This window comes from Daejeonella sp. (genome assembly GCF_046590655.1).
Taxonomy (GTDB): Bacteria; Bacteroidota; Bacteroidia; order Sphingobacteriales; family Sphingobacteriaceae; genus Daejeonella.
In genome coordinates, this window is the sequence record NZ_JBKJUM010000116.1 from 1 (window position 1) to 23,039 (window position 23,039).

At 43.1% G+C, this 23,039-nt stretch carries 15 protein-coding genes; 9 read left to right on the plus strand and 6 right to left on the minus strand.

All coding sequences use genetic code 11. The features are described from left to right. Window positions 1-231 precede the first annotated feature (231 nt). The 6 genes from ACLL8Z_RS11210 to ACLL8Z_RS11235 all read left to right on the plus strand — a co-directional run bounded on the left by ACLL8Z_RS11210 (window position 232) and on the right by ACLL8Z_RS11235 (window position 10,009). Window positions 232-693: an enolase C-terminal domain-like protein gene (locus tag ACLL8Z_RS11210; RefSeq protein ID WP_411274877.1), complete on the plus strand. Its 462-nt coding sequence runs from the start codon at window positions 232-234 to the stop codon at window positions 691-693. Window positions 694-818: 125 nt separating this feature from the next. Then, the gene (locus tag ACLL8Z_RS11215; protein ID WP_411274878.1) at window positions 819-1,982 is read left to right on the plus strand and encodes a mannonate dehydratase; all 1,164 of its coding nucleotides are present in this window, start codon (window positions 819-821) and stop codon (window positions 1,980-1,982) included. 28 nt (window positions 1,983-2,010) lie between these two features. Beyond that, window positions 2,011-2,940, plus strand: coding sequence for an RraA family protein (locus ACLL8Z_RS11220; protein ID WP_411274879.1), 930 nt, complete (start codon window positions 2,011-2,013; stop codon window positions 2,938-2,940). 28 nt (window positions 2,941-2,968) lie between these two features. Next, a complete protein-coding gene (locus ACLL8Z_RS11225) occupies window positions 2,969-4,468 on the plus strand; it encodes a mandelate racemase/muconate lactonizing enzyme family protein (protein ID WP_411274880.1) in 1,500 nt (499 codons plus the stop codon). An 18-nt stretch (window positions 4,469-4,486) separates the two neighbouring features. Next, window positions 4,487-6,667, plus strand: coding sequence for a PQQ-binding-like beta-propeller repeat protein (locus tag ACLL8Z_RS11230; RefSeq protein ID WP_411274881.1), 2,181 nt, complete (start codon window positions 4,487-4,489; stop codon window positions 6,665-6,667). Between the two features lie 66 nt (window positions 6,668-6,733). Then, window positions 6,734-10,009 (plus strand): PDZ domain-containing protein, encoded by a 3,276-nt coding sequence (locus ACLL8Z_RS11235; protein WP_411274882.1) that lies wholly within the window; start codon window positions 6,734-6,736, stop codon window positions 10,007-10,009. Window positions 10,010-11,000: 991 nt separating this feature from the next. Here the strand turns inward: ACLL8Z_RS11235 and ACLL8Z_RS11240 are convergent. The 3 genes from ACLL8Z_RS11240 to ACLL8Z_RS11250 form a co-directional block, all read right to left on the minus strand. Next, window positions 11,001-12,707 (minus strand): hypothetical protein, encoded by a 1,707-nt coding sequence (locus ACLL8Z_RS11240; protein ID WP_411274883.1) that lies wholly within the window; start codon window positions 12,705-12,707, stop codon window positions 11,001-11,003. Between the two features lie 393 nt (window positions 12,708-13,100). Beyond that, the gene (locus tag ACLL8Z_RS11245) at window positions 13,101-14,507 is read right to left on the minus strand and encodes a PAS domain-containing protein (protein WP_411274884.1); all 1,407 of its coding nucleotides are present in this window, start codon (window positions 14,505-14,507) and stop codon (window positions 13,101-13,103) included. A 355-nt stretch (window positions 14,508-14,862) separates the two neighbouring features. Continuing rightward, entirely contained in the window at window positions 14,863-16,029 is a 1,167-nt protein-coding gene (locus tag ACLL8Z_RS11250; protein WP_411274885.1) for an ATP-binding protein, read from the minus strand. 265 nt (window positions 16,030-16,294) lie between these two features. On the opposite strand from ACLL8Z_RS11250, the gene ACLL8Z_RS11255 reads away from it, so the two are divergent. Continuing rightward, window positions 16,295-17,287, plus strand: coding sequence for an NAD-dependent epimerase/dehydratase family protein (locus ACLL8Z_RS11255; protein ID WP_411274886.1), 993 nt, complete (start codon window positions 16,295-16,297; stop codon window positions 17,285-17,287). A gap of 121 nt (window positions 17,288-17,408) precedes the next feature. Then, complete coding sequence (locus ACLL8Z_RS11260; RefSeq protein ID WP_411274887.1) at window positions 17,409-18,101, plus strand: TIGR04283 family arsenosugar biosynthesis glycosyltransferase; 693 nt, start codon at window positions 17,409-17,411, stop codon at window positions 18,099-18,101. Here ACLL8Z_RS11260 and ACLL8Z_RS11265 read toward each other — a convergent pair. From ACLL8Z_RS11265 to ACLL8Z_RS11275, 3 genes are all read right to left on the minus strand, one after another. Continuing rightward, the gene (locus ACLL8Z_RS11265; RefSeq protein ID WP_411274888.1) at window positions 18,067-18,699 is read right to left on the minus strand and encodes a TIGR04282 family arsenosugar biosynthesis glycosyltransferase; all 633 of its coding nucleotides are present in this window, start codon (window positions 18,697-18,699) and stop codon (window positions 18,067-18,069) included. The genes ACLL8Z_RS11260 and ACLL8Z_RS11265 overlap by 35 nt on opposite strands. A gap of 194 nt (window positions 18,700-18,893) precedes the next feature. Next, window positions 18,894-20,144 carry a dipeptidase gene (locus ACLL8Z_RS11270; protein WP_411274889.1) on the minus strand — a complete coding sequence of 417 codons (1,251 nt, stop codon included), beginning with the start codon at window positions 20,142-20,144 and terminating at the stop codon, window positions 18,894-18,896. Window positions 20,145-20,269: 125 nt separating this feature from the next. Next, entirely contained in the window at window positions 20,270-21,637 is a 1,368-nt protein-coding gene (locus ACLL8Z_RS11275) for a hypothetical protein (RefSeq protein ID WP_411274890.1), read from the minus strand. Between the two features lie 262 nt (window positions 21,638-21,899). Between ACLL8Z_RS11275 and ACLL8Z_RS11280 the strand changes: the two genes are divergently transcribed. Continuing rightward, complete coding sequence (locus tag ACLL8Z_RS11280; RefSeq protein ID WP_411274891.1) at window positions 21,900-22,808, plus strand: EamA family transporter; 909 nt, start codon at window positions 21,900-21,902, stop codon at window positions 22,806-22,808. Window positions 22,809-23,039 lie beyond the last annotated feature (231 nt).

Genomic DNA, 23,039 nt, shown 5'->3' on the forward strand with positions numbered 1-23,039 from the left:
GGTGCGTATCCGTGCGGGTTTGACTATTAAATGAACGGGTTTTGCTGCTTTGTGCGTGGAGTGATTGAAGCAGGAAGCATTAGTCATGAAGTAGGAGAGCTATCGTTCAATTTGGAAAAATGACCCGGTTTTAGAGGGGAAATTTGCAAGCCTGACAGGTAAAGGTAGATTTCACGCAGAATTTTACCTGATTTACTTTTCGATTCTCTAACAGGTGATTATACCCCCTATGTGACAGCAGACGACTACCGCCAACTTACAGAAAGTACGTCAGTGCCAATATTCACCGGCGAACAGATCTATTTAAGGCAAAATTTCCGCGAGTTGATAGACAGGTATGCCATTGATATTCTGGGACCCGATCCGGCAGATATGGGAGGGATTTCAGAGTTGAAATGGGTTGCTCAACATGCCGACCTTTATGGAATAAAAATAGCTCCTCATGGAACATTCAACGGACTTCTTGGTCTTGCTGCACACGTGCAGGTTGGCGCAACGATGCCGGAGAACTTCATTGCCTTTGAATATACGCAAGCAGCCCCATTTTGGTATGATATAGTAGAAGGCCTGCCTAATCCAATTGTAAAGGACGGTCTTATTGACGTATGGGATAGACCGGGATTAGGTGTTAATTTTATTGTGAAAGAAGCAAAGAAGTATTTGAGCGAAGAGGATAAGAATTTCTTTGACTAAAGCGCTTGACGGCTCTGTAGAGAGCGGTAATTTTTTTTTTGATTTTATTTAGAATTTTTATTGAATTATGGAGCTCTTTTTTGCCTAAATTAAAAGATATTATATTCTTCATATAAACGACTATTATGACAGATAACAGGCGAGATTTTCTTAAAAAAAGTGCGTGCATCGCAGCTGCACTTTCGGTAGGGGGAATAGAAACCGCATTGTCACATCCAATTGCTAAGAGCGTGGAAAAGACAGTGGGTTTGAAATCGATGGTGAAGGATGCAGGAATGCAAATGAGTAATGCCTATTTCTCAGGGATGCAAGCCAATAAGCAATTGATAGAACTAGCGAAGCAAATGGATGCTCTGGGCGCAATAGCGGGCATTGATATGCGTCTTAATCCCGGCATGACAGAGAAACCTTGGGAATATAATGCCATTATGGGAGTTAGGGAAGCATGGAAAAATGTCGGATTAAATTATAATGTTGTTGAAGGTCCCCCTACGTTAGGTGAAAAAACAAAACTTGGCCTGGAGGGAAGGGATGAGGAGATTGCAAACTTCATTAGCTTCATGAAAAATCTAAAACGTTCCGGAGTTGATGTAATTTGTTATAACTGGATGCCTGTTGTAAGCTGGGCTCGCACCCAAATGGACCGACCAGGAAGAGGTGGAGCGCTGATGACAGCCTTCGACTACGATCAGATCAAAGATAAGCCTTTAACCAAGTATGGTGATATTTCCCACGAATCTATGTGGAAGAATCTTGAATACTTTCTCAAAGCAGTAGTGCCTGAAGCTGAGAAAATTGAAATGAAGCTAGCTTTACATCCGGATGATCCCCAGGTTCAAAAAATTCAGGGCATCCCACGAATTATGAATACGGTAGAAAATTTCGACCGGATGCTAAAGATAATGCCAAGTGATTTTAATGGAGTTACGATGTGTCAGGGGAATTTTTCTCTGATGGGTACAGATATACCAGCTTTAATTCGGAGGTGGGGCAAAGCCGGCAAGATTCATTTTGTGCATTTTAGAAACGTTCAGGACTTGAGTGGTGTGCTACCAAGCACGAAGTTCACAGAAACATTTCATGATGAAGGCCAGATTGATATGTATGCAGCAATGAAAGCCTACTATGATATTGGTTTTAAGGGAGCTATTCGTCCTGATCATGTACCGACTATGGCGGGGGAGCTAAATACTACTCCGGGCTATATGACACTAGGAAATCTTTTTGCAATCGGTTACATCCGCGGTCTTGCTGAAGCTGTTGTTAAAGAGGGAAAGCGCCGGAGTTAGAAATTGTCAACTTTAAATCAAACTTATTATGAACAAAAAAGTGTTTTTAATTCTGCTATTTATCGCGAATAGCTTATTTGTTAATGCCCAAAGATTAGGTTCAACTCCTGAGCATGTTACCGCCCTTACCTCATTATGGAAAGGGGAGCGTTTCGCTGATGGACGTCCGAACGTCTCTGATCTATTACTTGATCGTTTGCAGTACAATACTCTCGAACAGATATGGGGATATCTTTCAAATAAGGGTTACCGTAATCAGGTTGAGAAAAATTGGATTATCCTTAAAACCGGAAAGACTATGGTGGGACGTGTGGTTACAGCTCAATTTATGCCTTCTCGCCCAGACCTCGATACTTTGGTAAAAGCACAGGGGAGAGCTGAAGGTCGTTCTCAAAAAGGAGGGTATAATATCTGGCCGATTGATATTTTAACAAAGGGCGATATATATGTAGCTGACGGTTTTGGAAAAGGCAAAGATGGGACACTAATTGGATCTAGCCTTGGAAATTCTATTTATGCCAAAACGGGCAATGGGGTAATATTTAATGGATCTATCAGGGATATGCAAGAGTTGAGAGATACTGAAGGCTTTAATGCCTGGGTAAAGGGACATGACCCTTCTTTCATTAAAGACATGACACCAACAGCTATCAACGCACCGATCCGTATCGGAGAAGTTACCGTATTTCCGGGGGATATAGTGTTTGCAAATGATTACGGTGTGGTCTTTATTCCAGCTCATCTTGTTGAAGCCCTCGTTAAGGCAAATGAACTTACTGGTCTGCGCGATGAGTTTGAACGCTTATTGCTTAAGCAAGGTAAGTACCTTTCTGGAGAAATCCATGGAGACTGGACAATGGGAATAAAAAATGAATTCAGAGCTTGGCTGGCTAAATACCCTAAAAAGACGATGTACACTCCTGAACAACTAGATACTTATTTGGGTAAGAACCATTGATATTTTATGAATCCACAATAGAAAAATTATGAAAAATACCTTACAGCAATTAATTTCCAAAAACAAAGAAGAAGAGAAAGCTTACACTGTATCGCGCCAGGCTGAAATCGACAGTCCTGATACTGGCAGTAACCGTCGGGATTTTCTTAAAAAAACGGCTTTAGGTGGTATAGCACTTGGCGGTTTGTTCAGTCTATCCATTGAGGATACCATTGCTGAAACTACCCAAAATGTTCAAAGATCTTCCAGTCCGTCAGATTTGAAGATTACAGATATGAGGTATTGCCTAACCAATGTGATGGGCGGAACAGCGATTATTAAAATAGAAACCAATCAGGGGATTTACGGATTAGGAGAAGTAAGGGATGCTGCAGACGCCCGGTATGCCTTAATGCTGAAGAGTCGGATTCTGGGACGTAACCCTTGTAACGTAGAAATGATCTTCAAGATCATCAAACAATTTGGTGGGCCGGCCAGACAAGCTGGAGGAGTATGTGCAATTGAAATGGCTTTGTGGGATATTTGCGGAAAAGCTTATAATGTACCTGCCTGGCAACTCTTAGGTGGCCGTTATCGTGACAAGATAAGATTGTATGCCGATACTCCAGAAGCCAACTCACCGGCGGAACAGGAGAAACTGATAAAATATAGAATATTCGATCAAGGCTATACATGGCTTAAAATGGACGTTTCCATTAGTGAACTTAAAGGGAAAACGGGAACACTAGTAAACTCAAAATTCTGGGAAAACTCCAGAGGCGATTTGGCGCAATGGGGAGATCAGGATAATCCGATGTCTTATGGAAATACAGCCCATCCCTTTACTCAAATTCAAATAACCGAAAAGGGCCTGGAAGAATTAGCGCAAATAGTTGAAAATGTCAGAAATATGGTTGGTTATGAGGTTCCTCTTTCGACTGACCATTATGGACATTTTGACCTTAATAATAGCATTAGACTAGGGAAGGCTTTGGAAAAGTATCGCCTGGCATGGTTCGAGGATATGGTGCCATGGCAATCAACCGAACAGTGGAAAACAATTACTGATGCTTTGGAAACGCCAACAATGACTGGTGAGGATATATACCTGTTAAAAGATTTTAAACCTCTCATTCATGCAGGGGCAGTTGATATTATTCATCCTGATCTTGCCTCTTCAGGTGGCTTGCTCGAAACAAAACGCATTGGGGATTATGCGGAAGAATTTGGTGTTGCGATGGCAATGCATCAGGCTGGAACACCAGTTTCCTTTATGGCCAACGTACATTGCGCGGCTGCAACTCAGAACTTTTTAGCTTTAGAACACCATTCTGTTGATATTCCATGGTGGGAAAGTTTAGTAAAGACAACCGATGGTAGAAAGCTCATTGATAAGGGTTATGCTCCGGTTCCGCTTACTGCTCCTGGTCTGGGTATCGAACTTAATGAAGATGTGCTTAAACAACATTTACACCCTAGAGATAAAAGTTATTTTGCTCCTACGGATGAATGGAATGACAGGCGTTCCCACGACAGAACATATAGTTAATTAGGAAAACTTGTATTGATGAATAGGAAAAAACTACTTCTGCTTGCTGTTTTTTATGTCCTTCTTGTTTTTGCTTTTACTGGATCTAATTTAATCCTAAAGACCGGAAAGGATTGGCCTGTATATGGCGGCAATAAAGCAGGGAATCGTTATTCTCCCCTTGATCAAATCAATACCGGGAATGTGACAAAGCTAAAAGTGGCCTGGATGTATAATGCAGCAGAGAAGCCGGATCTTAGCAATCCTACTCAAAGTGTAAAGGCAATTCAGTGCCAGCCAATAGTGGTGAACGGCGTATTGTATGGCACTACTCCTGAGTTAAAGCTGTTTGCTTTAGACGCAGCAACCGGCAGGGAAATTTGGCTGTTCAAACCCGTCAGGGGCGAAGAACGTTTTAATAGTAGCCGAGGTGTGATGTACTGGGAAAGGGGATCAGACAAACGGATTCTATATACCGTTGGTTCTTCATTATATGCGGTAAACATACAAACGGGAAAAGTGGTGACTTCCTTTGGGAACAATGGACTTGTTGATCTCCATGAAGGACTATCTGATGGTCTTGATACCGATGTTAGTTCACTTTCTGTAAGTGCAACCAGCCCTGGCGTAATTCATAAAAACACACTCGTCATTGGTTCAAGTGTTTCAGAAGCCGGGGATGCAGCCCCTGGCTATATTCGTGCTTTCGATGTCATTAGTGGGAAGTTAAAGTGGGTTTTTCACACAATTCCGCATCCTGGTGAATTTGGATATGATAGCTGGCCTAAAGATGCGTACAAGAAAATCGGAGGAGCTAATAGCTGGAGTGGAATCGTTCTGGACGAAAAACGCGGGGTAGTTTATTTTGGCACAGGATCTCCATCATCTGATTTTTATGGCGGCGACCGGAAAGGGCGTAATCTCTTTGCGAACAGCATTATGGCACTTGATGCTGAGAGTGGGAAAATGAAGTGGTATTATCAAACCATAGCTCACGACCTATGGGATCGGGATCATCCCACTCCTCCAAATCTTACGACCATTAAACATAATGGTAAAATGCGTGATGTAGTTGTTCAGGCAACAAAAGATGGTCAGGTATATGTGCTGGATCGTGATAAGGGGATATCTATTTTTCCTGTGGAAGAGCGGGCGGTCCCCGTTGATGGTTTACCTGGAGAATTTCCATGGCCACTACAGAAATTTCCTTTAAAGCCTGCATCGTTCTCACATCAAACACTCACTGAAAATGACCTAACCGATATTTCGCCGGAATCAAACGCTTTTGTGAAAGACCTTTTTAAAAAATACCGGACTGATAATAAATTTGCTCCACCGAGCGTACAGGGGACTTTATTGTTTGGCTATAGTGGTGGTGCTGAATGGGGAGGAAACGCGATAGATCCGGAGGATATCTTATATCAGAATTCTAATGATGAGCCCTGGATCCTGGAAATGTTAGATACACTTAGCCGGAATAAGCTGATTGCTTCGGCTTCTTATGGAAATGCGTTATATCTTACAAATTGTGCGTCATGCCATGGTCAGGACAGGAAGGGGAACGGAACACAATTCCCTGATCTGGAAAGGATAGAACAAAAGTTGTCTATATCGCAAATTTCAAATACCATCAAATCCGGTGTAGGCAGGATGCCATCTTTCCAACAGTTATCAGAATCAGATCGCGTGGCCATTGCAGACTACTTGCATAATCCCAGAAGCGCTAGACCAACACAGCAAGAAAGTGAACATGCTGAAAACTTAACAAAAAAATCTAAACCTAAGCAGTTCGGATTCCAGCCAGCTTATATACCTAAAGTTTGGAAAAAGCTGGTTGATCAAAATGGCTATCCGGGCACAAAACCACCTTGGGGAACATTAAATGCCATTAACCTTGGCACGGGAGAGTACTTGTGGAGAGTTCCACTGGGCGAGTATCCGGAATTGACTAAAAAAGGAATTCCAATAACTGGAACGGAAAGTTATGGTGGACCAATTGCAACGGCCGGAGGGCTTGTGTTCATCGCTGGAACAAAGGATGAACGGATTCGTGCATTCGACAAAAAGACCGGAAAAGTTTTATGGGAATACCAGTTACCTGCAGGTGGTTTTGCTACGCCAATTACCTATAGCATTGATGGAAAGCAGTATGTAGTTATTGCAGCAGGCGGCGCACGAGGACAAAAACCTGGAGGGAACTACATCGCATTTAGTCTTTAAAGAACTTTTTGGAAATTCCTTATTGTTCAATAATTATCATAGTATCACCTAAATAAGCTAAATCTTATGACCAAAAATTTTACTCCGTGCAATTTCTTTGGGATCTGCGCATTGCTTCTTGGCAGCGTTCAAAACTCTTTTGCAATTGATGTTACAAATACACGAATGCTGTCCCAGCCGGCCCTTAGCTCTAATGCCATCGCATTCATATATGCGGAAGACCTTTGGACGGCTAACTCCGATGGTTCGCATCCACGCAGGCTCACTGTTAACCCGGGTGTGGAATCAAGTCCTTTTTTCTCGCCGGATGGCAGGACGATCGCTTTCACCGGGCAATACGATGGTAATACCGATGTGTATGTCATTCCAACACTGGGCGGCGTGCCTAAACGCCTGACTTACCACCCGGGAGCTGATTTGGTAAAGGCTTTTTCTCCGGATGGAAAGACGGTGTTATTTAGTTCTTCGAGGGCAGTGTTTACCAACAGGTATACTCAGTTATTTTCTGTTCCCATTGGCGGCGGACAGGAAACGCAGCTCGTAATACCGAACGCCAATCATGCCAGCTGGTCGCCCGATGGGAAATACATGGCTTATACCCCACTTTCTGACCCTTTTAAACAATGGAAAAACTACCGTGGAGGATCGCACACGACCATTAATCTATTTTCGATGGCGGATAATAGCGTGGTTACCATCCCCAAACCGGCAACCGGCTCTAACGATACCGGTCCGATGTGGATGGGCAACATGGTTTACTTCCGCAGTGATCGTGACGGGGAGTTTAATATTTATGCTTACGATGTATCCGCAAAAACTACAAAGAAACTGACTAACTTCTCTGATTTTCCGGTGATCAATGCGTCCGGCGGAAATGGCAAAGTTATCTTTGAACAGGCCGGCTACCTTCATCTGCTGGATCCGGCGTCAGGCGTAAAAAAGCTAACCATTGGAATTGCTGCTGATCTTGCTGAAATGCGTTCCCGTTTCGTATCGGGCGGAAAATATATCCGGAGCTACCATATTTCCCCATCCGGGATGCGTGCCGTGGCAGATTTTCGTGGAGACATCCTAACGGTTCCAGCCCAAAAAGGCGATTACCGCAATATTACAGCAACCGCTGGCGTACATGAAACCTTTCCGGCATGGTCGCCTGACGGTAAGTGGATCTCTTATTTCTCGGATGCGTCCGGAGAATATGCAATGCACCTGCAGATGCAGGATGGAAAAGGAGATGTGAAAAAACTTAAACTGAATGGAGCGGGTTTTTACGCCTTCCCAAGATGGTCGCCAGACTCAAAAAAGATTGCCTTCTCGGATAACGGACGCAACTTATACGTGCTAACGGTAGCGGATGGCTCCATTAAAAAAGTTGCTTCCGATGAATTATATATACCGGGCCCTTACCGTGATCTGTCCAGCGACTGGTCGCCGGATTCGAAATGGCTTTCGTATACGGTAGTCGGTAACACACAATTTAAACGGGTGTATTTCTATTCTGCAAATGAGCAGAAATCATATCCGGTAACGGACGGCTTGAGCGATGTAGATGAACCTAAATTCAGTCGTGACGGAAAGTATCTGTATTTTCTTGCATCCACAAATGCAGGTCCTGTGATCAACTGGTTCGACCAGTCGAATGCAGATACGCGTAAAACCAGCTCAATTTACCTGTTGACGCTTCAGAAGGAAACAATCTCGCCGCTTCAAAAAGAGAACGATGAGGAAAAGGTAAAAGTAGATTCCGTAACGGTGATTACATCTACGGGTGATGGAAAGAAAACGGTGAAGACTACCACTATGGAACCGTCAAAAGATTTTCGGGTAGATTGGGAAGGCATACAGAATCGGATCATTGATGTGCCGGTGAAAGCCGGAAATTATATCGGACTGTCTGTTACCGCCGACGGAGATTTGCTTTACCTGGATGCTGAAGGGACACAGAAAATGCGTCGCTACAGCTTCAAAAAACGGGCAGATAGCGAGGTTGCTGAAATGTACAGCTACGCCCTTTCTGCAGATGGCAAAAAAATGATTTACGTTGATAGCCAGAAGCTTTATGTAAGTAATGCCGGTGAAAAGCCTGAGGCCGGAAAGGGCCCGGTAAACATGGATGCCATTCAGGTGAAAATTGATCCGGTAGAAGAATGGCCGCAGATATTTGATGAAGCCTGGCGTGTGAACAGGGATTATTTTTATGATCCCGGAATGCAGGGCGCTGACTGGGCGGCCATCAAAAGGAAATATGCAGCGTTCCTTCCGGATCTCGCTTCCCGCAGCGATCTGAATACGCTCATTGAATGGATGTGTAGCGAGCTGGCCGTGGGTCATCACAGACTTACAAATCCCGGAGATCGATTGTATCAGCCTGCATCTGTAGCCGGTGGACTGCTTGGAGCTGATTATGTCGTAGAAAATAACCATTATCGAATTAAAAAGATCTATGGCGGACTGAATTGGAACCCAAATCTTCGCTCACCGCTCACTGAACCAGGTGTGAATGTACGCGCTGGCGAGTACATTCTTGCGGTTAACGGAAAAGACCTGGCGGTGACGGATAATTTTTACCAACTCTTCGAAAATACTGCTGATAAAATCACTGAACTTACTGTTGGGCCAAATCCCGGAATGCAGGGGTCTAGGGTGGTGAAAGTTGTCCCCCTTGCAAATGAGAGTGCATTACGCAACCGGGATTGGGTGGAAGGCAACCTTAAAAAGGTGACAGATGCTACAAAAGGTAGAGTAGCTTACGTGTATGTGCCTAACACTGCAGGAGCAGGTCATGAGTATTTCAAACGCTATTTCTATCCGCAGGCTAACCGACCCGCAATCATCGTTGATGAGCGTTTTAACGGTGGCGGACAACTTGCTGATTATTACATTAATTTACTTCAAAATCCTTATCAGGCACACTGGAACCTTCGATATGGTGCAGATCTTAAGACACCCTCTGCCTCCATCCAGGGGCCAAAAATTATGATCATTGACGAAACAGCGGGTTCCGGCGGTGATATGCTGCCATGGATGTTCAAGAAATTTAACGTGGGCACCATTGTTGGGAAGCGCACCTGGGGCGGGCTGGTCGGCATACTTGGCTTTCCGGAGTTTATTGACGGGGGCGGGGTAACCGCGCCAAACCTTGCAATCTGGACGAACGATGGTTTTATCGTTGAAAATGTTGGGGTTGCCCCTGATATCGAGGTAGAACAAACTCCGGCAGACGTGATTGCAGGTAAAGATCCTCAACTTGACAGGGCTATTGCCATTGCATTAAGTGAATTAGAGAAAAATCCGCCGGTAAGGCCCGTAAGGCCACCGTATCCGGTTAGAGTACGGCAATAGAAGGGCTTAAACACAAAGACCACAAAGGGTATGAAGGGAAGCCCAATTTTACGCAGAATTTCTCCATCTTTTTCATTTATTTCCTTCAAAACCTGACTTCTTCCATTACGAATTTCATAATACGGCATGTGCTACGGTTGCGGATTTCGCAATCGCCGTTTTGCCAGCCTTACGAAATTGATAATTGCGCATTCACCGGCCTTGAAAATATGGTAAAAGTGATTTTTAAGTGTCTAGCAGGGGTATTTTGCGTTATCTTAGGGTAGCCGGAAGTCGGAAGGCTGAGGTCTGAAGTCGGAGGTATGAAGTGGGGGGCTATTTGACGGGTGAAACCATAGTGAACGCTTAGTGAACCACTAGTGAATCCTTAGTGAATGAAAAGTCGGAGGTTTGAGGACTGAGGTCTGAAGTATGAAGCAGAAAGAATGAAGTGAATACATGATTTAGAAAGGAGGCATTGTAGAATGGTGTTGCGAGGAATTGTACCGGTATGAGTTTGATATATAAACAATTAAATTTTAGCCTATGGTGAATTAAAATCAAGTATCAAGATTGCGTATGGTGACTATGAGCTGTGAACGAAATCTTCCTGCTTGTCCGTCCAGCCTGGCAAGCCGATAGCTATCGGCTGGTAACTGGTAACTGGTAAAGGTAAAGGCAACTGGTAACCAGCAAAGCCAACTAGCCCCTGGTAACCGGCAACCCGTATCGGATACGCTGACCGCTAAGGACGCCCCGCCTTAGCATTGAAAAAGCCGGGCAAGCTTACTGTTGCTTTGAAACACAAACACTGGTGCACTACAGTTATTGGGTTCAAATCCCGAATGGCGCCGCAAGTATGGTGAAGCCGATGACGATTGGCAGTACACCGAACGCGAAATAGGCGGTAAGTATAAAGACTCTGCTAAAAGTTTTTATTTATTTGAACGATGAACAAAGAACAAGATTTCCACAAGGCTAAGGGCACCTTAGTGTAAATCCAGGTATAATATCAATTATTAGTTATTGAGTTTCCCGTCTTTACCGCCGCCTTCGCTTTTATCACTTCCATTCTATCAGAATTCACAGAGCCAGCAATGTCTGCAAGTTTCTTAAAATACATCACGCTTTTTGCGGGGTCTCTTTGCTCTGCTGCCACAGCAGCACCGTATAAACCGTTTAAGCGATTGGGGTGTTTTTTAAGATTAGCATCAAAGGCAGTTAAAGCTTCATCAGGCTTATTCATCTGGAGCAGCATTTCGCCTAATAATTCGCGCGCAGGCACGACTTCCCCGGGAGTAACGGGGTGTTTCTCCGTTTGATCCTCCATGTTTGCCGCGAGTGTCATCATCTTTAATGCCTGATTATTTTTTCCCTCTTTAAACAAGATCCAGGCTTCGGCCGAAGTTAACTGGATTTTCACCTGGTTCGCCTCATAAGTCAATCCGCGGCTGGTCAGGGTATCATGTGATATGCTCAACCGCCGGAGCTCTGCTTTAGCCGCAGGAATCTTATCGATGTTAGCCAAACCCAGGGTACGGGTGAATTGGACGATTGCTTTTTGCCAGGGATATTGCTCCCAAGGAAAAGCTTCCGGCAATAATTTCATCTCGGCAGCTTCTTTCCAGTTCTTATTTTCCAGCACATACCGGGCGGGTATGGCAGCATAGGCATAAGCCACTTTAAAATTCACCGGGCTGACCTCCTTGATTGTTTTCAGATAATCTAATTGTCCTTTTGCGAGCCTATTGTCGCCCTGCTGCAAATAGGAATACATCAGGTAATCCATGCCATGCAGCTCCTCATCCCAATGTCCTTTAAGACCAGCGTTTTCAGCATAACATTTGGCGGATGATGTCGCAATGAGGTTAGATTTGATATTCTCTTCCCAAAGGCCGAGCCGTGTGAAAATATGAGAGGGCATATGCTGAGCATGGGCGGAAGAAGGGGCGATAGAGGCATACTTTCGGGCTGCCGGTAAAGCCTCTAGTGCCAGTTCAGGATAATCATAGCTATGAATTATGTAATGAACAATCCCCGGGTGATCCGGCTGACCGGGATACAGCGAGCTCAGAATGCGGAATGCTTTCTTCTGATTTTTAAACGTTTTGTCGGAAGGGCTGGCCGATGCATCCAGCGACAGCGCATAAAAAATTGCAGCTTCCCTGTCGCCCAGATGGCTGAGGTAGTTCTTTTCCATAGCTTTTTCGTGAGCAAGCGTGCGGGTTTTATGGTCTTTCGTATCCCAATCGGCATAGAACGCTGCGAGGGCATTGATGTATTCCGACTCGCGTTTGGTCTTTTTGCTTATCCGTTGAGCCACAGCAATTGCTTTGGCACCTTTGATTAACTCTGATTGCGATGGAGGGGCCCAGAGCATATGATAGGCTGACATCGCCATTCCCCAGTAAGCCATCGCGCAATCCGGTTCTATCTGAATGACTCTGGCAAATGCTTTTTCTGCTTCATCATATTCGAAAGAGTGGAGAAGAGCGAGGCCCATATTGAAATCCTTTTTTACTTTCTCTGAACACGAAGTTGCAAAATCTACCGAACCAAATTCTTTTTGAGGCGGGCCGCACCAGGCCACGTCGCCGGTTTTAAGGTCCGTATCTTTTACCGGTTCATCGGCGCTTGTAGATTTTCCGCCTGAGCAGGAGCAGAGCAGAGCGATCAAGGCTGCAGACATACACAGTAGAATGATGTGCGCTGTTTTCATAGGGGATGATTAAGGAGACCGTATTAAAGATAATAAATATGGAATTTAAAGAAGGCTTATTTCTCAATTAAATATAGATCGGGTTATAATAAATGTCAATTGAAGTTTGATTAGGGAGCTAAAACCAAAAGGCAAGATTCTATATTTGCTGAATGAACATGCAGAAACGATGAGCAAAACTCTTCACTTTTCTTTAATGATTATATCGGAGGACAAGTAGTTCGGAATAGCAGCCCTGAAAAAATAGCGATTTTATTAACGAAAGATGAATGGGAAGAGTCCCAAGCATCCTAAAAAAATAATTTGAAGCCAGACATTAAAGGTTTAAGTGACATTGTCGGTTCATACATACGTTTTAAATAAAAGTTCAAAAGGATGAACTTGAAGCTGGTATTACAAATCAATTTTTTGAGTTTTGTCAACGATCTCTTTGATTATACGATCAAGGTCCTGAGTTGAGTCATAAATATAACTCAACATTTCTGCCAGGTCGATGTTATCCTTATGATTGTTTATAAGATCGATCAATCCCAAAATCCGAACTACGGGAGTTCTGACAAGATGAGATTGTATCCAGGCGATTTCTTTTAAATTCTTATTCTGTTCTTCAACCTCCTGAATGTAATTCATACGCTCTGTAATATCATTTGAATTAAAAAGAATTCCCTTAATTGTAGGATCATCCAACAGATTGGTTGCGATAGTTTCCAACCAGCGGTATTCATCTTCGTCAACTTTATATCTGAACGGCAAAAATTGTACGCGTTTTTCGTTCGCCAATCGTTCCGAGGTTTGATTTACTATTTCCAGGTCATCCTTATGAATTCGGTCAATGAGAGCGGTGCTTATCAAATCCTCATGTTTGATTCCGAGCACTTTGGTATAGGCCGGACTTAAATATATATAGTTCAGGTCTTCATCAATGATACTGATTAGATCAGAACCTTCCTGGATTAATGTTTTAAAGCGATTTTCACTTGATTGTATCTTCTTACGCGATAAAATCTGCTCAGTTACATCTATCGCAAAGAAAAGAATGCCATCGATTTGCCCTTCATTATTTCGGTGGGCCTGATATATAAAATTCAGGTAAGTATCAACCAGTTTACCATTCCCATCAAAATCAAATTGCACAAGCATTTCAGTTGCTGAAAATGTGTTCCCGGTTTGATAAACGTTATCCAGAAACTTAAAAATTCCCTGTGCTTCCAATTCGGGCAAAACTTCTTTCACAGTTTTGCCGATTATATCTTTCTTATCAATTAACTTTAAATAGAGGGGATTGGCAAGTTCGTATACATGGTCAGGTCCCTTTAGAATTCCCATGCAAGATGGCGCTTGCGAATACAAGTCGTGAAACCGCTGCCTTTCAACATCAAAGGCTTGTTCCAAACCTTTTTTTTCGGTTACGTCGCTTAAGCTATGCATAATGTAAACAATCTCGCCATTATCATTTAAAACGGGAATATTTTCCAGACTCCAGTATCGCTCTTCAAAATGTTGGGTGCCCGGAACAGGAACATCGTATTTCTGAGTTTCCATTCTGTGAGCATTCTTCGTAGCAATTACTTGATTCAATGATGAAGTCAGGTTTTCTTTACCGTTCGCTTCGGGATCGTTTGGATTTTCCGGGAAGGCTTCAAATAGCTCCTTATTAATCAACTGGCTAGCCGGGGTGTTTGTAAGCTTACAATATACTTTATTGGCACATACGATTGTGAATCGGGGAAAATCGGGCAAAAGAATGAGAAGCGGGCTGGGGGAAGCGTCGAAAATGGCTTTCAGGCTTGTAAAATTCATCAAGAAGCTCCGTTTTAACTACGTGAAAAGCTGGTCAGGCTCCGTTATAAATGTAACTGATTACTGGTACAAAAGTTTTGTACGCCGAATAGTATTTTTTGTTACCAGCTAATGCATTTTATTATAAATGGCTCCAGGCACCTGCTTTCGACACTTATAGCGGAGCCTTGGTAAATAGTTCCTTCTATCTTTTAATGATGCAGATCGGAGTTTACTGTATTATTTTCTATATTTTGAAGGCTGAGCTAACCAATGGTAAATAGCTTGAAGCACTGCAGGGAAGGTCGTCTGAGCACACAGGAACAATCGGCTCAGTTAACACCATTAATCTACATTAATAAGTCTTAGCTGCAGTTTAAACTTCAAACCTTTTAGGTAGTGTAAACCAAAATGTTGAACCCTTTTCGATTATTGTTTCTACGCCGACCTGGCCACCATGCTTGCGGATAATCTCCGCTGAGATAAACAGGCCAAGACCAAAACCCGGGGTGAATGCTAGATTTTCATCGACACTATAATATCGGTCAAATAAAAATGGCACAAATTCAGGAGAAATGCCTTTGCCATGGTCGATTACGGAAACTTTGATCTTATCTCCCAGATCATCAACATTGATTATAATTTTCTTTGAGTGTGGCGCGAACTTTACGGCATTGTTTAGGAAATTTATCAGTACCTGATCTATTCTGTGTTTATCAGCGAGCACTTCTACATCATGATTGCCAGTATGTATAATTTTATTGTACCCGTTTAATCGGATGTGACTACAGCATCCATCTATAAGCCCTTTTAATGAAAATCGTTTTTTATTTAAAATCAACTGTCCTTCACCAAGTGTTGTAGCATTTAAAAGATCTTCAACCAAATGATTAAGCTTTTCAATATACCGTTCTGCGTCTTTTGCTAGACCGAGAACTTTATTGTTTATTCTTGTATCCTTTAATAATAACTTGTTGAATAGCTGGACTACGGCTTTTAAACTCGTTAAAGGAGTCTTCAATTCATGGCTGGCGATGTTAATAAATTCATTCTTATGTAATCGGATTTCACGCTTAACCGTAATATTTTCAATTATAGTGAAACCTAAGGTTTCGTTTTTGTCTTCAAAAAGAATTGAATTTACATTACACCAGATTAGACTTCCATCTTTCTTTTTCAGACACGTTTCGAGCTTAAAAGAGGGTGAAGATTTATTCCAAAGATTTTCCTGAAGCGACTGCCAATGTTGATGATGTTCATAGGGAGAAAAGTCAAGTATTTTTGTCCCAATTAGTTCATCCTTACTGTCATATCCCAATAACTCTACTAATGCAGGATTTATTTCTATGATCGTTAAATCTGAAGAGATTATTTTATTTCCTAACCTGGAAGATTCGAATACCGTACGGAAGCGTGCCTGAGAGTCCAGATATTCTGATTGTTCGTCATTTTTGACAGTTGCTAATCTTTCCGTAAGTTCTAACTGATTGATTTCTTTTTTTAAAGCTGATATTTCTTTTTTTAGACTTGTAATGGTCTCCATAGGTTAACGAGTTTATTCCTTTCGCCCTTGAATTAGAAAATCAGATGAGAGCAAAGACATCCTTTTAAAGTACTGAAACAAGTTTTTGTTTTCTTATTTTATCAAAAGTATATTCAGCAATCCAAAGTTCATAAATATTGTGGAATCTGAAAAGAAATTTTCGATTTCTGATGGGGTTTAAAATTGATAGGTAGGGATGAGGTTCTTATTTTTTTAATCTTATAGATGTTTCAAATTAAATCTTCTGGTATATTAAGAACGTTTTATGAAAAGAATCTTTATCACCGGAGCAACCGGATATTTGGGGCAAATTCTCGCCTTGAATCTGGCAGAAAAAGGGAATATTATACATGCTCTTGTGCGGGACGTGCCAAAGGCTGAGAAGCTTTTAAAACATCCAAATATTAAGCTTTTTCACGGCAGTATATTAGATATCCAATCGATAAGGGAAGCCTTAAATACTTGTGAGGAAGCCTATCACCTTGCTGCCCTTGCTTCGGTGTGGAATAGAGATTCCACAATGTTTAACCGGTTGAATGTGGATGGTCTTCAGAACGTTCTGGAATGTTGTATAAGTCTGGATGTCAAAAAGGTTCTTTTTACGTCTACCGCCGGTGTCGTGGGTCATTCCCTTGACGGCAAGCCTGTTGCTGAAACTACTAATCGTTTACCCGAACTGGCGACAATGTATGAAGCAAGCAAATTGAAAGCTGAGAATGTGGCTGAGCAATTTGTCGGGCGGGGACTTCAGGTAATCATTGTAAATCCAAGCAGAGTGTATGGCCCGGGGTTACTAACGGAGAGTAACGGTTTTACAAGACTTATTAAAATGTATGTTAATGGAAAATGGAATATCAAACCTGGCAGTGGAGAAAGCATAGGAAACTATGTTTACATCGACGACGTGATCGCCGGGTTTCTGAAAGCGATGAAATATGCGAAACCAGGAGAACGATATCTACTTGGAGGGGAAAATGCCTCTTACAATGAATTTTTTCGGATGATAGATGAGCTCAGCGGCGAGAGCCGAAAGCTTTACAGCGTACCTCTGCCCATATTGCTTTTATTGTCGTACCTGCAGCTTGGAATAGCAAATACAATTGGTAAGCATCCATTAATTACACCGCCATTCGTTCGGAAATATTCTAAAAATTGGCTGGTTTCTTCAGAAAAAGCACGCAGCGAGCTTGAATATTCCATTACACCATTAAAAGTCGGCTTGCAAAAAACTCTTAGTTGGCTTAAGGAGCAGAATTAGTTTGCCACTTCTTTATAGGGCTTTACAAGTTCATCGTATGTAATGACTTTCGCATGAAATTTGCGCTTACCATTTTTTTACATTTTAATTTACGTAATTCGGTTAAGATTATTTCTTGCCTATGAGCATAAGTGTTATAATTCCAACATTGAACGAAGCTCCAGCGATTTCATCCCTTGTAAAATATCTATCCGAAACCGGGACAGAATTGCTGAAAGAGATAATTGTTTGCGATGGCGGCAGTCAGGATGAAACTCTGGCTTTATCCATCAGCGCCGGTGCTCGCACTGTAAATTCACCTGATAGGGGGCGAGCTTCTCAAATGAATTATGGAGCATCATTAGCTACAGGCGAGATTTTTTATTTTGTCCATGCCGATACTCTGCCGCCCCGCAGCTACGCCACCGATATCATGTCAGCTATTGATGAGGGCTATGATCTGGGACGCTACCGATCGGCATATCAAAGTAAAAGTTGGTTGTTGAAAATAAATTCCTTACTGAGTCGCTTCGATACGCTTGAAGGTATGGGCGGCGACCAAACTTTATTCATAACCAAAAAGCTATTTCAGGAATCAGGAGGATTCAACAATTCACTTAAGATTATGGAAGAGTTTGAGTTTTGTTCCCGTACGAGAAAAAACAGACAATATAAGATTTTCAGGAAGGCTGCTCTTATTTCTGCCAGAAAATACGAGACCAATTCCTGGCTTACTATTCAAATGGCAAATTATAAAATAATCCGGATGTATAAGTCAGGAGCTTCACAAGAAAGTATGGTTACAGCCTATCAGGCGATGCTGGATTATCGCTAAGTCGTATTTTACTTCGTTCAAGGTCAGCCGCTTCATCTACATCATTGAGTGTAGGAAGTAGCTTGTATGACATACTCTTACTTTCCAGATCCTTTATCGTGTCAGCGCAAACTGAATGCGTACTCCATATTTTCCCTTCAAAAATAGCTGGAAACGATTTCGCTAAACCAAGCAGATAGTAACCGCCATCCTCTGCCGGGCCAATCACTGCATCATTATGGTTGAGGAAGTTAAATGCCCTGATAATCATTTCTGAATCAAGTTCGTAACAATCACTTCCAATAATCACAACGCGTTGATGGCCTCCATCAAAAGCAGCGTGGAAAGCATTTTGCATGCGTACGCCAAGGTTATTTCCTTTCTGGACAGTTTTGATGAAATTTCCCTCATCCCATAAATCAACGGGACTAACTTCGTCTGCATAATAGACATATTTTGTACATGTTAAACTTGCCGTTATATCATGTGTATGCTTTAGCAGAAGCTCATATATCATTAAAGCTTGCTTTTCACCAATAGTCGCGGCCAACCGGGTTTTTACCTTCCCAAGCACAGGGGATCTGACAAAAAGGATTAAACATGTTGATGATGGATTCATTTATTCAATTATTAAACCTCCGCAACCCGAACCTGTACCAGCAGTGCACAAAAAGTAATGCTGAATTAAAACAATGTTTCTGGTATAAATTAACGCAGTGATAATCAATATAAATAGAGTAAATGGTTTCATTTCGAATTACGATAAAAAGGTCTTTTTAGATCTATGCTTATTTGCACGGGCATCTAAACACATTATTTTCCCTCGGTAACCTCCCTAATAACCCGGAGCCAGTTTAATCCAAGGATCTTTTTGATTCGCTGATCTGTATATCCAAGCCTTTGCATCGCCATGGTGATTTGCGGATAATCGCTGATGTCTTTAATTTCCCTGGGCAATTCCGGTCCGCCATCCAGGTCCGAACCCAATGCCATGTGGTCTTCGCCAACTAATCTTACACCATAATCTATTACTTTCGCCAGCTGATCTACTTGCATCCAATATTCGTCAGGGATGATTCCCTTGAAGCTGAGAGGAACTTCTTTAAGCACTGCTTTATCTACTTCTTCAATTGTCTTCAGAGGAGCTGCCTGAACCGTGGCAGGCTTGGTCTCATTTGATGTTTTCAGCCCTTGTTGCCAGGCCCAGTATTTTGGATTGTTGAAGAGGCTTCCAAAATGGATACCGATGACCCCGCCTTTTGCCGCCATGGCCTTTGCGGCTTCGTCGGTAATACAACGCGGATGAGGCACGATCCCATAAAATCCGCCATGACTATAAATGAGCGGATGTCTGCTTGCCTCAACAGATTGTAAAATAGCGGCGTTCGAGGCATGAGCAATATTAATAACCATTCCCAGGTCATTCATTTCGTGGATGATCTTTTTTCCGAGATCGTTAATGCCATTCCAACGGCTTACGTCGTTGCAGGTGTCAATAAAAGCATTTGTAGTATTATGTGCGGGAAGCTGTATGGATCTCAGACCCAGGCGATGGAGGGCCCGAAGGAGGTTAATGTCGCCGTCCAGGTCCCAGGGTCCCTCAAGATCGAGGAAAGCCGCCATTTTACCCTTTTTGTTGATACGCTGTATATCAGAAGCATTAAGCGCGAGTTCGATCTGCGAATTGTTCTTTTTGATTTGGTCTAAGGCCAGGTTTACAACCCGGAAAGTGTTCTTCACTTCAAACCTGCCGGGATAATAGTGTTCGGGAGTATACACTGAGAAAAACATCGCGTCCACGCCACCTTCTCTGGCTCTTGGTAAGTCCACGTTGCCATTTGTATAACGTTGCCCGATATCTGTCCCCATTAAAAGCTCGCGGGTCATTACGTGGGTGTGGCCATCCATAACAAATGCCTTGCGATGCAATTCTGGCATCGGCTTGTTCTGCAAATTCAAAGGGATATTTATTCCTCGAGCCGGTCCAGCTAACAGGGAATCGATTGGAAAACTCCCGGCCAGGGGGAGGAGGGATAGGGTCTTTATAAGGGTTCGTCGTTTCATAGATGTTTTTAGATTTCTGTTATTTTAGTTTCGAAGTCGGAAGTATGGAGTCTGAAGGATATGCTCAGACATCAGACCTCCGACATCAGACATCAGACCTCCGACCTCAGACCTCCGACCTCCGATTACTGGTCAAACCCCCGAATATACGGTCTCTCCGGCGGCCGCACTCCTTTGTTAAATTGCGCTCCCCGTGTTGGGCGGTAGGTCAAATTCATAAATGGCGTCTCGATGCGGCGTCCAATGGCTGAGTATTTACCATTCTCCCAGTTTGATTCCATGTAATAGTTGGTTATGCCGGTTGTCAACAGAAGACGTTCAGGGTTAAAGGGTTCTTTCCTGGTCACCATCATCTCTGTGATCCAGTGCGGTTGGGCATTCCCGGCGTGATACTGACCGAAAGCGCCCGCGAAGCCAAGCAAAGAAACGATTGCTGGCTCACTCCGCCCTTCAATTTCACCTGCATAGGTCCATTCCGGCCCCGTTTTGCCAATTATAGCTGCCTTTGTTCCATCCCGGTACTCAATGACACAGATGTTTGTGCGGACATTCTCAAAAACACTAGCACGCGTGAAATTTAAACTCGCCAACACTGCATTGAGCAATTTGCCTGCCCATGCATTGCCTTCGATCCATTTCAATGCTTCCGGCCCACGGATGGATTGTACCGACTTTATACCTGTTTCGCCCCCTTTACGACGCTCCACAAAAGCTTGAAGCAGCTCTATACAATGGAATATAGCTCCCTCATCAGGTGCAGCTCCAACTACGATCGAGTTTTTAATTGGGGTGTCATTCTCCAGTTCTATCTCCGGTTTCCGGTAATAGACCGGGAGGAGTGATCCCCCGGTTAACGGAAAGCCAAGCTCACGCGATTTGTCAAACATCCACTTGGCTTCATCCCAGTTGTAGGAGAAATGTTTGTCGTTAAAGACTGGCACCGAACGCTTGCTTTGCTCGAAAACCTGAATGACCTGATTGTACATCCACCATCGAGGCAGAAGCCAGTGCCCCTTGAGATCGGTTGGATAGTTGCCATGTTCTGCAACTATGACCACCCCATCTACTGCAAGCTCCTTGCCCCCAAGCGTTAACGCTTCACCTGCTGTTTTAAATACGGGAATGCCTTTCGCTTTGGCCACTTTCTGTCCGAGCAGGCTTGTATCATGCTGGTGAAGGTAGAGAGACACTACTTCGACCCGGGATTCGGTATGAGCACCCTGCCACCAATAACCATCGATCAGCTTATTTACCAGCCAGTCAGCGTGAGATCTTGTTGCACCCCAATAGGTAGCGAGGACGGCAATTCGGGGGCGAGATTGCTGGGCTCGGGGAAAAGCGGCAGCCGCGTTACCGGCCATCACTGTCAAGCCAGCCAGGCCTGTAATCCCCAGCATTTCGCGCCGGGTGAAGCTGGGGTTTGCTTCCAAAAGTTCATTAATTGGAAATGAATCTGAGGCCTCAGTCATAATATCGGTTGGTTTTTTTGCCATAACGTTTTTTAATATTTGGGATTTAATATCTCGCGCTCAGATTAGCAATATCCAAAAACTAAATTAATAATACTATCAATGGCTTTTACGATGCTGCCGCTGAATAAATTTAGTAATTTTTAGAAAAGCTTCTGCATCCTGTAATCCTATGAATCCTATCATCCATTGCATCCTATTCTCTTATACATCCTATTTTCCTAAACATCCAGTAATCCTTCCTTCCCATGAATCCTATTCGTACTTTTGCCGCTTCTTAATTATAATGGGAAACACCATCAATTTAACACCAAAACACATCCTCATAGTACTTTCGATTGTACTAATGTGGGGTGTCAATTTTATTGCTGTATTTATTGGCTTAAAAACATTGCCCCCGTTCCTTTTATGTGCTATCCGATTTGGACTTTCAGCTCTCCCCTGGGTATTCTTTCTCCCGAGGCCAAAAGCTCCGTTGAAATTGATCATAGGATTTGGCTTATTTAATTTCGCCATGCAGTTCGGACTGCTATTCACCGGGATCCATATGGGTTTGTCGCCCGGCCTTGCGTCCCTGGTACTTCAGATTCAGGTATTCTTTTCAATCGGCCTTGCTTTTATATTCTTTCACGACCGGCCAAGCCCGTTCAAGATTATGGGCTCTCTGATCTCATTTATAGGGATTGGGATTGTTGGAACTCATGTTGAAAGTGGGGGTACTTTCATAGGCCTGATTCTGATGTTGCTTGCTGCATTTTCTTGGGCTGCAGGAAATATGTTCACAAAAAAAATCCACTCTGATTCGCCTCTGGCGCTTGTAGTTTGGGGAAACCTGTTTGCATTTCCACCCATGCTACTTATTTCATTGTTTTTCGATGGTCCGGATTTAATCATGATTTCACTACAAAATTCTTCCTGGGATACCATTCTGGCTGTTTTCTACATAGTTTATGTTTCAACCCATGTTGGTTATGGCGCATGGGGTTTTCTAATGAAGTCCTATTCGACTTCATCCGTCGTTCCTTTTACGCTTTTAGTTCCGGTGATTGGATTTTTAAGTTCAGCATTGTATCTGGGTGAAGAACTCCCTTCATGGAAACTTGTGGCTTCTTTGTTTATAATAGGCGGTCTAATCTTCGGACTACTGGGAAAGCAGGTGCAGGGAATGATCAAGGGTTTGCGGGCCCGAGTTTAGGGTATGTGTAAGTACGCTTGCCTGCCCGTCTGGTCAGGCGGGCAATTTCGATCTCCTTATTCTGGCGGGGTTGTTGTACCAATACATTGGTAAGTATTGAATTTTCGGCTTATCATCTTACCATTTTTAAAATCACTCATGACTACAATCAACAACATTCAACCGCTTAGCGCAGAGGAAGTATTTAGCCTGCTGAAAATCAATTTTAAGGACTACGTAAATTCGAAGCTG

Bases quoted from the DNA above. Each gene is read 5' to 3' on its own strand.
- ACLL8Z_RS11215 (WP_411274878.1), top strand. From the start codon at position 819: ATGACAGATAACAGGCGAGATTTTCTTAAAAAAAGTGCGTGCATCGCA.
- ACLL8Z_RS11220 (WP_411274879.1), top strand. From the start codon at position 2,011: ATGAACAAAAAAGTGTTTTTAATTCTGCTATTTATCGCGAATAGCTTA.
- ACLL8Z_RS11225 (WP_411274880.1), top strand. From the start codon at position 2,969: ATGAAAAATACCTTACAGCAATTAATTTCCAAAAACAAAGAAGAAGAG.
- ACLL8Z_RS11230 (WP_411274881.1), top strand. From the start codon at position 4,487: ATGAATAGGAAAAAACTACTTCTGCTTGCTGTTTTTTATGTCCTTCTT.
- ACLL8Z_RS11235 (WP_411274882.1), top strand. From the start codon at position 6,734: ATGACCAAAAATTTTACTCCGTGCAATTTCTTTGGGATCTGCGCATTG.
- ACLL8Z_RS11240 (WP_411274883.1), bottom strand. From the start codon at position 12,707: ATGAAAACAGCGCACATCATTCTACTGTGTATGTCTGCAGCCTTGATC.
- ACLL8Z_RS11245 (WP_411274884.1), bottom strand. From the start codon at position 14,507: ATGAATTTTACAAGCCTGAAAGCCATTTTCGACGCTTCCCCCAGCCCG.
- ACLL8Z_RS11250 (WP_411274885.1), bottom strand. From the start codon at position 16,029: ATGGAGACCATTACAAGTCTAAAAAAAGAAATATCAGCTTTAAAAAAA.
- ACLL8Z_RS11255 (WP_411274886.1), top strand. From the start codon at position 16,295: ATGAAAAGAATCTTTATCACCGGAGCAACCGGATATTTGGGGCAAATT.
- ACLL8Z_RS11260 (WP_411274887.1), top strand. From the start codon at position 17,409: ATGAGCATAAGTGTTATAATTCCAACATTGAACGAAGCTCCAGCGATT.
- ACLL8Z_RS11265 (WP_411274888.1), bottom strand. From the start codon at position 18,699: ATGAATCCATCATCAACATGTTTAATCCTTTTTGTCAGATCCCCTGTG.
- ACLL8Z_RS11270 (WP_411274889.1), bottom strand. From the start codon at position 20,144: ATGAAACGACGAACCCTTATAAAGACCCTATCCCTCCTCCCCCTGGCC.
- ACLL8Z_RS11275 (WP_411274890.1), bottom strand. From the start codon at position 21,637: ATGGCAAAAAAACCAACCGATATTATGACTGAGGCCTCAGATTCATTT.
- ACLL8Z_RS11280 (WP_411274891.1), top strand. From the start codon at position 21,900: ATGGGAAACACCATCAATTTAACACCAAAACACATCCTCATAGTACTT.